The organism is Microcoleus sp. Pol17C6, from assembly GCF_036701145.1.
In the GTDB taxonomy this organism is placed as follows: Bacteria; Cyanobacteriota; Cyanobacteriia; order Cyanobacteriales; family Microcoleaceae; genus Microcoleus.
In genome coordinates this window covers 12523-27066 of the sequence record NZ_JAUBQH010000018.1, presented here as the reverse complement: position 1 = coordinate 27066, position 14544 = coordinate 12523, and the positions used below count along the sequence as shown (strand labels likewise).

Here is a 14544-nt window from a genome sequence, read left to right as displayed (position 1 = left end):
TGCGATCGATTTAAACATTACTCAATTAGTCGCCACTGGCGAGCATCAACAAATTGCGACAAATGCCCCACATTTGTTGTAGCAATTACCACCTCATCGCCTTCACTTGCCTCCAATATTGCTTGCGCCGCCAAAATCACATCCCCGTCAAGTGCATTAGGTTCGGCTGTTGGTCTTCCTCTCCTTCTCGAATCAGCCCACAACTGAGCTGCTAAAAGCATTACCTCTGTAGTCAAATGACGGTAGGGAAGTTGCGATTTAAGTTCATCAAGTCGTCTAATGCCGGCCGCCTTACCTGCACGAATTAATTCGCGCCTCACCTCATAGTCAGCAATTTCAGGGAGTATTACAATGTAACCTTTCAGTGGCAAAGATTGCAGCCAAAGTTTACCCTCTTGATATAAAGGAGATGTGGCTTTGGGATTGGTAACAATTCCTAACCGCCCAGAATCTAAGAACACTATTCGGCTCATGGAATGATCTTATATATGCACGGAATTTTCTTCTAGTGCCTTGCGGAGAACTTCAGCGGTTTCTGTTTGCTCCTGTTCATCTCCCTCGTCAACCCAAGACTGTAGCAATTTGCTCAGAGCTTCGTGCTGCTGTAGGGGATCGATGGTCTTAATTTCGTCTGTAGCTTTTATCGAAGTATCGGGGGTTCCTGGCTTCATTTCTACTGTTTCGCGAAATAGCCGAATCATCTGAAGTAAGTTTGGCCAATATTCTCTCGGAGTTTGCTGAATCTCCCGCAAAAAATCTACAATTTCTTCGCCTATGAGAGTTTCTGGCGCTGAAGTTGCTGTCGCTTGGCTTTCCCTGATTAAAGCTTGGTCAGGCATAATCACTTTTCTCCTTTCTCAGATTTATATGAAGTTCAATTGATTTACGAAAAAGGGAGGGGGGCGGGTCGATCAATATCCTGGACGTGAATTAGAGATGCAGGCGTGAACCCCTACTCCTATTATAAACAAAGGGCGGGCCATAGCCCGCCGCACTTTTTACTTGCTCAACACACCATCTGGAATTCCCAAAATATCCTCAATTCGAGGCATATCTTCCAAAGCAATCACTCTGCCTTCATCCTCAAAACCTGCAATTTGATCGAAATTCAAATACCGATACAAATCCCCAGCAAAAGGATCGATTCTCTTCGACACAATGTCATTGTATTCTTGAACTGTAGGAATGCGACCTAACAGCGAACAAACCGCAGCCAATTCCGCCGAACCGAGATAAACTTGTGCATCTTTGCCCATGCGGTTGTTAAAGTTGCGAGTAGAAGTGGAAAACACCGTTGTCGCATCTTTAACCCGCGCTTGATTGCCCATACAAAGACTGCAACCGGGCATTTCTGTACGCGCTCCAGCGGCTCCAAAAATGCTGTAATAACCTTCTTCTTTGAGTTGTTGTTCGTCCATGCGAGTTGGGGGACAAATCCACAGGCGAGTTTTCACTTCCCCGGCACCTTCCAACACCTTCGCTGTGGCGCGGTAGTGACCGATATTTGTCATGCAGGAACCGACAAATACTTCGTCAACCCGATCGCCCGCAACCTCACTCAACAACTTAACATTATCCGGGTCATTGGGAGCAGCCACAATGGGTTCTGTAATCTCGTTCAGATCGATTTCGATGATTTCAACGTACTCCGCATCAGCATCCGCCTCCATCAGCACCGGATTTGCCAGCCATTCCTCCATCTTCGCCACCCGGCGCATCATCGTCCGCGCATCTTGATAGCCCCGCGCCACCATATTTTTCAGCAGCGCGACATTGGAGCGAATGTACTCCGAAACAGTCTCTACGCTCAATTTAATCGTGCATCCAGCGCAAGAACGCTCGGCAGAAGCATCGGTCAATTCAAAAGCCTGCTCGACCTTCAAATCGGGCAAACCTTCAATCTCCATAATCCGCCCAGAAAAGACATTCTTCTTATTCTGTTTCGAGACTGTCAGCAAACCTTTTTGAATCGCCACATAGGGAATTGCATTCACAACATCCCTGAGCGTTACTCCCGGCCGCAATTCACCTTTAAACCGCACTAATACCGATTCCGGCATATCCAAAGGCATGACGCCCAAGGCAGCAGCAAATGCCACCAGTCCCGAACCAGCAGGAAAGGAAATTCCCAAAGGAAAACGAGTGTGAGAATCTCCGCCAGTTCCCACTGTATCCGGCAATAACATTCGATTCAGCCAGGAGTGAATAATGCCGTCTCCCGGCCGCAAAGCTATGCCGCCCCGCTGTGACATGAAATCGGGTAATTCATGGTGAGTTTTGACATCCACTGGCTTCGGATAAGCGGCGGTGTGGCAGAAACTTTGAATTACCAAATCGGCGCTAAATCCCAAACAAGCAAGTTCTTTCAATTCGTCCCGAGTCATTGGCCCGGTGGTATCTTGCGAGCCGACTGTTGTCATTACTGGTTCGCAAGATGTACCGGGACGAACGCCTGACAAACCGCAAGCTTTGCCTACCATTTTCTGTGCTAAAGTGAAGCCTTTTCCCGTATCTACTGGGATTGTGGGACGGGTAAAAATAGTGCTGGGTTCTAATCCTAAAGCTGCGCGAGTTTTGTCGGTTAAAGTGCGTCCAATTAATAGCGGAATTCGGCCACCGGCGCGAACTTCGTCTAGAATGGTATCGGGTTTGAGGGTGAAGGTGGAGATGATTTCTCCGGCTTCATTGGTGATTTCGCCTTTGTAGGGATGGATGGTAATTACCATTCCTGTTTCCATTTTGGAGACATCACATTCGATCGGCAATGCGCCGGAATCTTCAGCGGTATTGAAGAAAATCGGGGCGATCGCACTTCCTAAAATATAACCGCCACTGCGCTTGTTCGGCACAAACGGAATATCATTGCCAATGTGCCAGAGCACGGAATTAATCGCCGATTTTCGTGACGAACCGGTACCGACAACATCACCAACATAGGCTACGGGATGACCTTTTTGCTTCAAGTCTGCAATGGTTTGCAAAGCTCCTGGCATCTTACTTTCCAGCATCGCCAAAGCGTGTAGGGGAATGTCCGGCCGCGTGGTAGCATGAGGTGCAGGCGATAAGTCGTCAGTATTGGTTTCTCCAGGAACTTTGAAGACTGTAACGGTAATCGCTTCTGGCAAGACAGGACGGCCTGTAAACCACTCGGCATCCGCCCAAGAATCGACTACCTGTTTGGCGTAGGGATTGGTATCAGACAAAGCTATAACGTCGTGGAAAGCGTCGAATACTAACAACGTTTTGCTCAGTGCCCGGGCGGCGGTGGCGGGAATGGCGATTTCGGCAGTAGGATTGAGCAAATCGATTAAAGATTGGACGTTGTAACCGCCCATCATTGTCCCCAGCAGGTAAACTGCCCATTTGGGAGCAATTAAGGGGCTGTGGATTTCGCCTTTAGCAATGCCAGTTAAAAAACCAGCTTTGACGTAGGCGGCGCTGTCTACTCCTGGCGGGACGCGATCGCGCAATAATTCTATTAAGGTCTCTTCTTCTCCAGCCGGCGGATTTTTCAGCAGTTCACACAGTTCCGACGTTTGCTGGGCGTCTAGCGGCAGGGGTGGAATTCCCAAAGCGGCCCGTTCGGCAGCGGTACGGCGGTAAGATTCAAGCATTTCTCCTCTCTCCTCGGATAGTATTCGGTGGTTGTTTGTAGGTGACTTTACTTTTTAGATTAGGAGCTTCCGCTGCACATTGGGTAAAGTTCCTCGCCATACATCAAAACTTAACGCAACTTTAAAAACAGTAGATTTTCATACCAAAGACAGATGTGGTCTTTAACGGGAGAGCAGCGTATCAAACTTCAGCCGAGCAGTTTAGGGGCCTTCAGTTGCATAGTTCTGGTTAAGATTAATGTGTTGTGGGCTACTGTAGATCCTCCTCTGCATCTGAAATCGTCATTTACCAATAATCTGGACTGTTTTTAGTTCGTAGTTTGAAACCCTTGATTTTCCGTTGGTAGCTCGATTGGCGAATCGCCTTGAAACTTTTATTCTACGATTGCTAATTAAAAACCGTCCGCAGTATTGATTGACCACAAGTTTAAAAAAGTTGTCCTGCTAATGGATCGATTAAACAATGGAAAGTTTTATCCCTGAAAAGTCTGAAGACTGTCACGGCTGGGCCTCCAAGCCAGACTTGTACAAAGAGCTGCAAGGAACCAAAGAATTACTGCTGACGATAGCTAACTCGATGCCGATACCCTTGATCGTCAGCAGTCTGGCGGACGGTACAATTCTTTATAGCAATGATTTATGCCGTCAGGCTTTCGGGTTCACAGGATTCAAGTCGATCGACCGCCAAAAAGCCGAAATACTCTACCACAAACCAGCAGAGCGCCAGGAATTGCTGTTGCGGCTAGCCCGCAACGGACACGTCCGCGAGACAGAAGTCCGGCTTAAAAAAGCTGACGGCACGCTGTTTTGGGCAAGTGTATCGATGCGGTATCTGACATTGGTGTCGGGGAAAGCTGTTCTGTCGGTATTCAGCGACATTACTGATCGGAAGCGAGTGGCCGCCAAGGAGCAGGAATTGCTCACGTCAATTCACTCGCGGGCCCGCCAGCAAGCGGCCGTCGCTTACTTGGGGCAGCAGGCCCTGGCCGAAACAGATTTGTCCGCACTGATGGACAAAGCTGCGGTTTTAATTGCTCAAACCCTGGACGTTGATTATTGCCAGGTATTAGAACTGTTGCCCTCTGGTCATGCTTTTCTGCTGCGAGCGGGGGTTGGCTGGCAGCCGGGCCTCGTCGGCAGCGCTACTGTTGCCGCTTCTGCCCGATCGCAAGCAGGTTACACATTGCTAGTGGGCGAACCGACGATCGTCGAAGATTTGCGGGTGGAAACGCGCTTTAGCGAGTTGCCGCTACTGCATAACCATCGGGCAGTCAGCGGCGTCACTGTAATTATTCCCGGCAATCGGGGACTGGGGAGGAACTGGGGACAAGCAGAACCAGCGAACAGTTCATCCTCGCCCGCCTGGGGCATTTTGGGGGTTCATACCAGCCAAGGGCGGGTTTTCAGTCAAGATGACGTTTATTTTGTAGAAGCGATCGCCAACGTGTTAGCTGCGGCGATCGAGCGCATTATATCGCAAGAGCGCTTACAAATGATGGAACGGGCGATCGAAAGTTGCAGCAACGGCATTGCAATCACCGACGCAACCGTTGCAGATAATCCGATTATTTATGTCAATCCCAGTTTTGAGCGGATTACGGGTTATCGCAGAGACGAGTTAATGGGGAAAAATTGCCGATTTTTGCAGGGTACAGACACTGACACCCCCGCTGCCAAACAATTGCGAATTGCGATTGAAGAAGGCAGAGAATCTCAAGTTATATTACGCAACTTTCGGAAAGACGGCACTCCTTTTTGGCACGAACTGTCGATCGCTCCAGTTTACAACTCGCGGCGACACTTAACCCACTTTATTGGAGTACAAACAGACATTACCGACCGCCAGCGCTCGGAAGAAGAATTATTTTTAAATTCTCAAGCTTTAGCAGCATTTAGCGCTAATCTCAAACATTTGCATCGGATTACAACTTATCATTATCAAAACTTTGAAGAACTGGTTGACGATTATCTAACAGCAGGCTGTTTGATGTTTGGACTTTCTATGGGCATCATGGCTGAAGTTGACAACGAGACTTTTATTGTCAGAGCAGCGAAAAGCGATTTAGAATACTTCGTGCGAGGCTTAGAATTGAACCTCAGCGATACTTACTGCGCGGCAGTCATTAAACTTAACAAAACAGTTGCGTATTCTCATATAGGAGGAGATATTGAGATGCGCGAACATCCTGCTTATCAGAACTGCAAGGCGGAATCTTACATTGGGACGCCGATATTTGTTAACAATAAAACTTACGGCACTTTGAGTTTTAGTTCTCCAGAAATAAAGAAAAGAAAGTTCAAGTACGAGGAAATAGAAATTATAGAATTGATGGCTCAAAGTATTGGCAAAATTCTGGCGGTTCACCAAATGGAAGTCGAACGCCAGCAAGCTGAAAAAGAGCGATGCGAGTTAATAGTCTCTCTCAAAGAAAGTGAAGAACGCTATCGCCGTTTAGTAGAACTATCTCCCGAAGCGATCGCCGTTCACAGTCAAGGGAAAATCGCCTACATCAATGCTGCCGGCGCGAAACTCCTCGGTGCGAACTCTCCCGATGCGCTAATCGGCTTTCCCATATTGCATTTCGTCCATCCAAACTATGTGGAAATAGCCACAGAGCGCATTCGGCTAGTCGAGATAGAAAATCAGCCGATCGACCTTGCCGAACAAAAACTGATGAGGCTCGACGGACAAATAATAGACGTTGAAATGGCCGGCATCCCCGCTATTTATCAAGGCTCGACTGCTGGCCAGATTATTATCCGAGATGTCACCGAGCGCAAGCGAGTAGAACGGCAACTGCTGCACGGCGCTTTTCACGATGCGCTGACGGGTTTGCCCAACCGGGTTTTGTTCATCGACAGGCTAGGACAAGCCATCCGCCGATCCAATCAGTCCCCCGATTACAAATTTGGTTTACTTTTCCTAGATTTAGACCGCTTCAAAGTAGTTAATGATTCTTTAGGACACGTTTTAGGAGACAAACTGCTAATCGCCCTCGCGGAGCGACTGCAAACCTGCGTCCGGGTTTCTGATACCGTCGCCCGACTGGGGGGAGACGAATTCACCATCCTGCTAGACCACATTCAGAGCCTCAGTGACGCCACCCTCGCAGCTAAAAAGATACAAAAAGAACTGACGAAGCCGTTTCATCTCGAAGGACACGAAGTATTTACCACTGCTAGCATTGGCATTGTTTTCAGTCGAGGCGAAACCACCGCCAGTGGCGAATTAAATTCGTACACTCATCCAGAAGAATTCCTACGCGATGCTGACATCGCTATGTACCGCGCTAAAGCTTTGGGTAAGGCCCGCCACGAAGTGTTTAATTTGGCGATGCACGACCAAACTATGTCGCTGTTGCAGTTAGAAACTGACCTGCGGTTGGCTATTTTGGGCAAGGAGGAATTAGGAGAGAGCAAGGATCAATGTTCGCACTTTATTGTGCACTACCAACCGATTGTTTCGCTCGCCAGCGGTGCGCTCGAAGGTTTTGAGGCCTTGGTGCGCTGGCACCACCCTGTTCGGGGTCTAGTTCCGCCGTCTACTTTTATCCCTGTAGCTGAAGAAACAGGTTTGATCGTGCCTCTGGGAGCCTGGGTGTTGCGGGAAGCTTGTCAGCAATTGCGGATTTGGCAAGAAATGTTAACCGAGGAACAGGGAAGAAGTCCAATGGAAGTCGGAACAAGGCCCTGCGACTCCCTTCGGCTGCACTCAGGGCAAGTCGCTCAGGGTAACAAGAAGGAAGAAGGCGCTTTGACTTCGCTCAGGGTAACAAGAGGGAAGAGGGCAACAGGCAATGTAGGAGATTTAACTGATGTAACAGATACAGGGAGTGAGGAACACGCAACTTTTACTGACCGTAGCCGAAGTATTGGTCACAGGGAAGAAACAATCAGTAAAAAATTACCAATTCCCAGTTACCAATTCCCGATTAGCGATTTCCACTCATCTATTACCCATTCCCAATTCCCAATTACCAATACTTCGGCTACGTTCAGTACAACTTCCCAGGTACCAATTCCGAATTTTAAATTACCCATTATTGATCCTTCGCAATTAACAATGAGCGTCAATCTCTCTCCTAAACAGTTAGGTATGCCGAATTTAATCGATGAAATCGATGAAATTTTAGCAGAAACAGGCTGCGATTCGAGCTGTTTAAAATTGGAGATTACTGAAAGCGCGATCGTGGAAAATGTCAAGAAAGCCAATATTGTGCTAGCCCAATTAAAAGGTAGAAATATTCGATTGTCGATCGACGATTTCGGTACTGGCTATTCGTCTTTGAGTTACTTGCACCGTTTTCCGCTGGATACACTGAAGATCGATCGATCTTTTGTGAGCCGCTTGGGGGCTGTCGAAAACGGTGACGACGGGGGTCAGCCTTTGCAGATTGTGCGGGCGATCGTAACTTTGGCTCACAATTTGGGATTGAATGCGATCGCCGAAGGTGTAGAGACAGCCGAACAGTTATCACAGCTTCGAGAACTCGACTGCGAATTAGCTCAGGGATATTGGTTTTCTAAACCTTTGGACAGTTCTGCGGTGACAGAAATCCTGATAAATCTCAGTAATATAGCCATTATGGACTGAGTGAGGTACAGATTGATAAATAGTGCCTCACCCCGTGAAGACATTTTTGCTACAAACTCACAATCTCAAAACTGATGCACCAGGGAATAAATGGTACACCAAAATTAAATTTTCGGTGATAATATCAAATTTGTTAGCATCGGAATTCTTCATCTGCGTGAATCCGCATTAATCCCTTGTCATCTGCGATCCTAAAAATTCTCTTTTTTAAACCGCAGATGAGGGCAGATAAACACAGAGTAACGCAGATGAATGAGATCAATTCCGGTTGTACCGTCCGTGATTACTGATTGTTGACTAAATTTTACGTCCGACGACGATGCTACCGGAATTTATCTGGTTGAGAATTACAAAGCTGATGCACAGTAACACTTTCGCAATTGCCAATTGCCAATTAAAACTTACAACTTACCAATTCCCTATTAACAATTAGCTTTGAGGGGAATTTCGATCACCAATTCTGTACCCTGTCCCGGCGAAGAAGTGCATTTCAGCGACCCATTGTGTCTGTCTGTAACAATTTGATAGCTAATCGACAAGCCCATCCCAGTGCCTTTACCCACAGGTTTAGTGGTAAAAAATGGGTCAAAAAGCCGAGTGCCGACAGTCTCCGGTATTCCCGGCCCGTTGTCAGCAATCCGAATGATTACTTTGCCCGCTGGCGATATTTCAGTGCGGATGCGGATGTTGCTGGGCTTTTGCCGCATTTCCTCAGCAGAACGGCGCAGATCCCGTTCTTCCAAAGCATCCAAAGCATTGCTCAAGATGTTCATAAACACTTGATTTAACTGTCCGGCATAACATTCTACTAAGGGCAGTTGAGCGTATTCTTTAATCACCTCAATTTCTGGATGATTGTGTTTAGCTTTGAGCCGATGCTGCAAAATCATCAGGGTGCTATCTATGCCGTCGTGGATGTTGACTGCTTTCATTTCCGCTTCGTCCATGCGGGAAAATGTGCGGAGAGAAGCAACAATTTGTTGAATTCTGTCTGCACCGACTTTCATTGAAGAAAGCAACTTTGGCAAGTCTTTCATCAAAAAGTCGAGTTCAATATGGTCTACTTCCTCTTTAATTTCTGGGACTGGATCGGGATAGTGATTTTGGTAAAGTTCGATCAGGTGTAGCAAGTCTTGAGTATAGTCGTTGGCGTGGGACAGATTGCCGTAAATAAAGTTAACTGGGTTGTTGATTTCGTGGGCGACTCCTGCCACAAGTTGACCGAGACTTGACATTTTTTCATTTTGAATTAACTGTGATTGAGTGCTGGTTAATTTCTGCAAGGTTTGTTCTAATTCGAGAGCTTTATTGCGAGTTTGGGCGTAAAGATCGGCTTGGTTGAGAGCGATCGCCAATTGAACTGTAACCGCTTGCAACAATTCTACTTCGCTGTCGCTCCAAGGTCGTACAGCAGCGGAGTGGGCGCAGGTAACAACGCTCACTACTCCCGAAAGTGCCTGCATCGGAATTGCCAACACAGATCGGTAGCCCAGAGAGTTAAGAGACCTTCTCCAAACAGGGTCTGCGAGCGTTCCGACATCATCGATTTGCAGCGTTTCTAGACGCAAAAGCTCTTCTCCTATAGTGCCGAAGTCAGAAGCTTTATAGCAACCTATTAAATCGGGAAGTTCTCTTCTGCGAGATTCTTGAATAATTTCCCAAAAAGCCTCTTCTTGTTCGCGGCGGTACCAGGAAAAATAGCACCGATCGATGTGCATGAAAGCCCGAATTTCTTGGACGGCGACAGCAATAATGCTGTCGAAATCGAGGGAATTGCGGATTTGAGTAGTGAGGTTGTTGAGCAATTTTTCTCGCTCGGCTTGCTGTCTGAGTAGGGCTTCCGATCGCCTCAAGGCAATTTCTCCCCGCTTGCGATCGGTAATATCTTCAGTGACAGCTAATAGATATTGCGGTTTGCCATCAGCATCGAGTATTGTTGTTTTCTTGGTATGAAATATCCGCGTTTCTCCTTGCCTCGTTTCAATCTCTTCTTCGGCGATTTCTACAATGTGCCCGCTGTTGAGCACTTCCCTGTCTTTGGCGGTGAAAAAATCAGCTTGTTGTGTTGGGAAAAAATCGTAATCATTTTTGCCGATCACTTCTGCTGCACTGAAACCGAGTAACTGTTCAGCTACTGGGTTCCACAGAACAAACCGCAGGTCTTGGGCATCCTTGGCAACCACTCCTACGGGTATGGTTTTGAGTACGGACTCCATAAACTGTTGGGCGTGTTGGAGTTCTGCTTCTGCCTGTTTGCGATCGCTAATATCTCGGACGTTGGCAATGATGCTGAGATTCCCGTTGAGATTAATTCTGGACAGGGCCACTTCTGCATCAAAAGTTGAACCGTCGTTGGGACGCCTCGCTTTCCATTCCACGCGACCTGTTTCGCCGGCTAATACTCTTTCCCAAAGTTCTTCCATTTTCTCAATGGGATTGCTGCGTGTTGAATAGTCGTTTTTAATTGATAATTTTGTTGCTTGTTCCGGGCTCACTCCGTACATTTCTAACATTCGATTGTTGACATCGAGAATGTTTCCTTCTAAATCGTGAATGAAGATAGCATCGTAAACATTGTTAAATATCGTCCGCAGGTTTTGCTCGGAAACTTGCAGCGCTGCTTCTGCCTGTTTGCGATCGCCAATTTCTTGTTCTAATTGGGTGACTGCTTGGGAAAGTTCGGCCGTGCGATCGCTCACTCTGTCTTCTAACTCGACTGCTGCTTGCCGCAGTGCTGCTTCGGCGGTTTTTTGATCGGTAATGTCGATCACCGTACCGAACAGTTTTACCACCTTTCCGTTCACATCGGTTTCGGCTTTGCCCAGGGCGTTCACGTGTCGCAAGATGCCGTCGGGACGGTAAAGGCGAAAGTCAAACTCAAAAGGGATGCCTGTTGCGAGTCCCTGCTGCACTTGAGTTTGCCACAATTCCAAATCTTCTGGATGAATCAGAGCTACCTGTTCGGCTATGTTGGGCGCGATGGGGGCCGGTTCGAGCCCGAAGATGCGGAAAAGTTCTTCCGACCAAGTGAGGGTTTCGGTGGCTGCGTCAAGTTCCCAATTGCCGACATGGGCGAGTCTCTGGGCTTCTTTGAGCTGCCGCTGGCTGTTGCGGATGGCGGTTTCGGCAACTTTGCGATCGGTGATGTCGAGCAAAACTCCGCAAAATATTATTTCGCCGTTCTCGCTGCGGGTGGGCATGGAGTCGCCCTGCCACCAGCGAATCTCACCGTCGGGCTTGACTAACCGCCCTTCGTAGTGCCAGGGACAAAGATTTTCTACGGCTTCGTTGACGGAAGCGAGGTGGCTTTCCGAGTCTTCGGGGTGGATGCGACAAATGAATGTATTTAAGTCTCGCGTCATTTCTGCTGCTGTGACGCCCGTGAGATCGAAGATGCGATCGCTAACGTAGTCAACTTGCCAAACTCCGTCCCGGTTGCAAAACTGAAACAGAGCTCCGGGGATGGTGGCCGCGATCGTCCGGAACCGGGCTTCGCTGGCCGTGAGGGCGGCAAAAGTCTGGCGCAGTTCTGCCGTGCGTGCTTCTACTCTGCGCTCTAGTTCTGCGTTGGCGTGTTGTAAGGCTGCTTCTGCTCGCTTGCGATCGGTAATGTCGGTGGCTGTGCCCGTGGTGCCGAGGAAGTTTCCGGTTTCGTCGTAGAGGCCGATGGCGTTAAACATCAAATGTTTCATGCTACCGTCTTTGGCGATTTGGGTGGTTTCGTACTGGAAAATTGATTCTCCGGCAAACAGGCGGGCGAACACTTCTAAATCTTTCTGGCTTTGTTCTGGTGTCACAAAGTCGGAGAATGGCCGACCGATCATTTCTTCTGGTTCGTAACCGTAGATGTACTTAACTGCTGGGTTGACGAAGGTATAGCGCCCGATCGCATCGACCGACCAAATCATGTCTTGGGAGGTTTCTACCAGGCTGCGGTATTTGGTTTCGCTGGCTTTGACCGCTTCTTCTGTTTTTTTGCGTTCCGTCATGTCGCGGGAGACGCCGACAGTCATTACGATTGCGCCGTCTGCGTTGCGGATCGGTGTTTTGACGGTGCTGAACAGCCGCACTTCTCCGTCGTAGCGCGTCACCGGTTCTTCGGAAATTTGCAGAGTCTGTCCGCTTTCAAATACGAAGGCGTCATCTCTGACGTACTGGAGAGTATTGTCGGGATCGGCGAAAGGTGCGTCTACGATGCCTTGAAGTTCCTCTTCAGTCATGCCGTAATAATCGCGGAATGCTTGATTTGCCCAAACAATTTTGGATTTGGGGCCTTTGACTAATACCATATCGCCGATCGAATCGAGAATTTGGTGATATTTTTGCTCACTGTCGCGGAGTTTCTGCTGCGCGGATTCGATTTCTGCTATTTGCCTCTGGGTTTGCAAGTGCAGTTCGGCTTGGTAGATGGCAACTGCTAAATGGTCGCCTACTTGTCTGGCAAATTCGATTTCGTCTTCTTGCCACTGGCGGGGTTGACCGCAGGAGTGAATGCACAGCAATCCCCACAAATGTTGCCCTTGCAGTAGCGGTACGACTAAGTTTGCCCGGATTTGAAACCGCTTGAGGATTTTGAGGTGACAAGAGCTCAACCGGGCTTTGTAGATGTCCGTCACTGCTTGAACGTAACCTTTGGTGTAGTTGGCTGCAAATTGTTCGCCGAAGCAATTGTCGCGGACTCTGGTTCCCAAAGAGGGGCTGTATTGGGGCAGTACGTCTTCGGACACTACTTCGCCCTCATTCCATTCGGATTCGGGAAAGAAGCGGTAGATGGCGACTCGATCGGCATTTAGGAGTTGCCGAACTTCGGTGGCTGTGATTTTGAATATTGTTTCTAAGTCTAGGGATTCACGAATTTTGCTAATAACTCCCATCAGCGCCTGCAGCTTTTTGAACCAGGTTTGAGACTGCGTTTCTCTTTCTAGGTGAGCTAGTTTCTCGCGCAGGTTGCTGACTTCGTGATACAGGTATTCATGAAACATAATGATTTTTATTTAGTTATTTTGCGGTTGGTTATCGAGGTTGATGGCATCTCAATAGCGCTCTGCAAGTTGAGCCTGGTAACTCAAAAAGGCAAAGAACATATTCTCCTCATTCTGCTAGCACTTAGCAGCTACTCACACTGCATTTCCGTATTTTTTCGAGATTTGGAGGTCTAGCGACCATCTTAGCTCCCGTATATTTACTGAAAAAGTTGCATAATTTGCTACTACATTAATTGTCAATTAGTGGGAATAATGCCAACAAAACTTACACATAAACCCGGTTTCTTAACGTAATTAACTCAGGAGAACTCCGAAAGTGGAAACAAGAAACCTGGTTCCATTTCGCGAGCGGGAGGAGCGTCTCTGACTAATTTTGACATTTTTTTGTTCGCATTGGGTTGCAATTGTCACCTTTTTATTATTACCCCAAACTCGATTAATGGTTTCCTTGTGTTGGCGAGGGAATATCCTGTTGGTAACGCCTTTATTTGAATTTGTTTAAACTTAGGCGATCGCCTTTTCTAACGTTTTAAGTAATGCTCGATTTATCTCTCTTAAATGAGATTTTTTACAATCTTTAGGGTCAGCCGAAATTTTAGATATTTTTCCTTGCCTTCTCGTTATTTCATGCGAGGGATGGGATTTTTTAAACTGATTAAAATTCACCGAATCAGAGGTTTGTTTTCGGTCAAACAGTTGAGGTAGTTGTAGGCTGTGTTAAATGGGCTCAACTCAAGGGTGATTCCCTACCGCAACGAGCCCGCACGCGCGTTCGGGATAGCTTCCGCACGCGCGGAGACTTTTTGCCCGATTTTTGCGATTTTTGACAAGTGTAAAAATTTTAGATAATACAAATATTTAGGGTATCACATTTTGGGCTAAAGTAAAGGTGTTTCAAGCTTGATCAATAGAAATGGCGATCGCGAGGATTAAAGTTTGGGCAAAGTAAGGAGAAATTCCGTAGAAACTCGCATTTCGCTTTCTACCTTTAAAGTGCTACGGTGTTGTTAAACAATGCGAGCGCGAGTGAGAGATAATCCTAAACCGACTGCTTCTGCTGTTGGTTTAGTAGTAAAGAAAATATGGCAGATTTTTGCTTTAATTTCTAGAGAAACTCTAAGTAGGTAGGCGCTGTAAAACACAATTATGTTAAGGATTGTAAAGTATCCAAATGCCCTAAGCGTGGCTAAGTTAGCCCTGTTGACATATTGTTACATAGAGCGGTTTAATCCCGCTTACCTACTTAAGAGTATTCTCGCGCCGACCAAGTTTAACTGCTTTTGCTTGCCAGTTTTTGCGTTTTTAGCAAGTTTTTGAGAGGAAATTTTATATTTATCGATCGGTTCCTTGC

At 47.4% G+C, this 14544-nt stretch carries 5 protein-coding genes; 1 reads left to right on the top strand and 4 read right to left on the bottom strand.

Going from position 1 to position 14544, the window contains the following annotated elements; all coding sequences use genetic code 11:
* Positions 1-17: 17 nt before the first annotated feature.
* The 3 genes from QUA25_RS11420 to acnB form a co-directional block, all read right to left on the bottom strand.
* Positions 18-473: a nucleic acid-binding protein gene (locus QUA25_RS11420; RefSeq protein WP_333037698.1), complete on the bottom strand. Its 456-nt coding sequence runs from the start codon at positions 471-473 to the stop codon at positions 18-20.
* Positions 474-482: 9 nt separating this feature from the next.
* Positions 483-839 carry a hypothetical protein gene (locus QUA25_RS11415; RefSeq protein WP_333037695.1) on the bottom strand — a complete coding sequence of 119 codons (357 nt, stop codon included), beginning with the start codon at positions 837-839 and terminating at the stop codon, positions 483-485.
* Between the two features lie 159 nt (positions 840-998).
* Positions 999-3614 (bottom strand): bifunctional aconitate hydratase 2/2-methylisocitrate dehydratase, encoded by a 2616-nt coding sequence (gene acnB, locus QUA25_RS11410; protein WP_333037692.1) that lies wholly within the window; start codon positions 3612-3614, stop codon positions 999-1001.
* A gap of 463 nt (positions 3615-4077) precedes the next feature.
* Here acnB and QUA25_RS11405 point away from each other — a divergent pair, with 463 nt between their 5' ends.
* Entirely contained in the window at positions 4078-8208 is a 4131-nt protein-coding gene (locus QUA25_RS11405; protein WP_333037690.1) for an EAL domain-containing protein, read from the top strand.
* Positions 8209-8630: 422 nt separating this feature from the next.
* Here QUA25_RS11405 and QUA25_RS11400 read toward each other — a convergent pair whose 3' ends face one another.
* Complete coding sequence (locus QUA25_RS11400; RefSeq protein ID WP_333037688.1) at positions 8631-13190, bottom strand: PAS domain S-box protein; 4560 nt, start codon at positions 13188-13190, stop codon at positions 8631-8633.
* Between the last annotated feature and the right edge of the window lie 1354 nt (positions 13191-14544).

What these genes read in the sequence shown, in the direction of transcription:
- QUA25_RS11420 (WP_333037698.1), bottom strand. Translation starts at nt 473, where the DNA reads ATGAGCCGAATAGTGTTCTTAGATTCTGGGCGGTTAGGAATTGTTACC.
- QUA25_RS11415 (WP_333037695.1), bottom strand. Translation starts at nt 839, where the DNA reads ATGCCTGACCAAGCTTTAATCAGGGAAAGCCAAGCGACAGCAACTTCA.
- acnB (WP_333037692.1), bottom strand. Translation starts at nt 3,614, where the DNA reads ATGCTTGAATCTTACCGCCGTACCGCTGCCGAACGGGCCGCTTTGGGA.
- QUA25_RS11405 (WP_333037690.1), top strand. Translation starts at nt 4,078, where the DNA reads ATGGAAAGTTTTATCCCTGAAAAGTCTGAAGACTGTCACGGCTGGGCC.
- QUA25_RS11400 (WP_333037688.1), bottom strand. Translation starts at nt 13,190, where the DNA reads ATGTTTCATGAATACCTGTATCACGAAGTCAGCAACCTGCGCGAGAAA.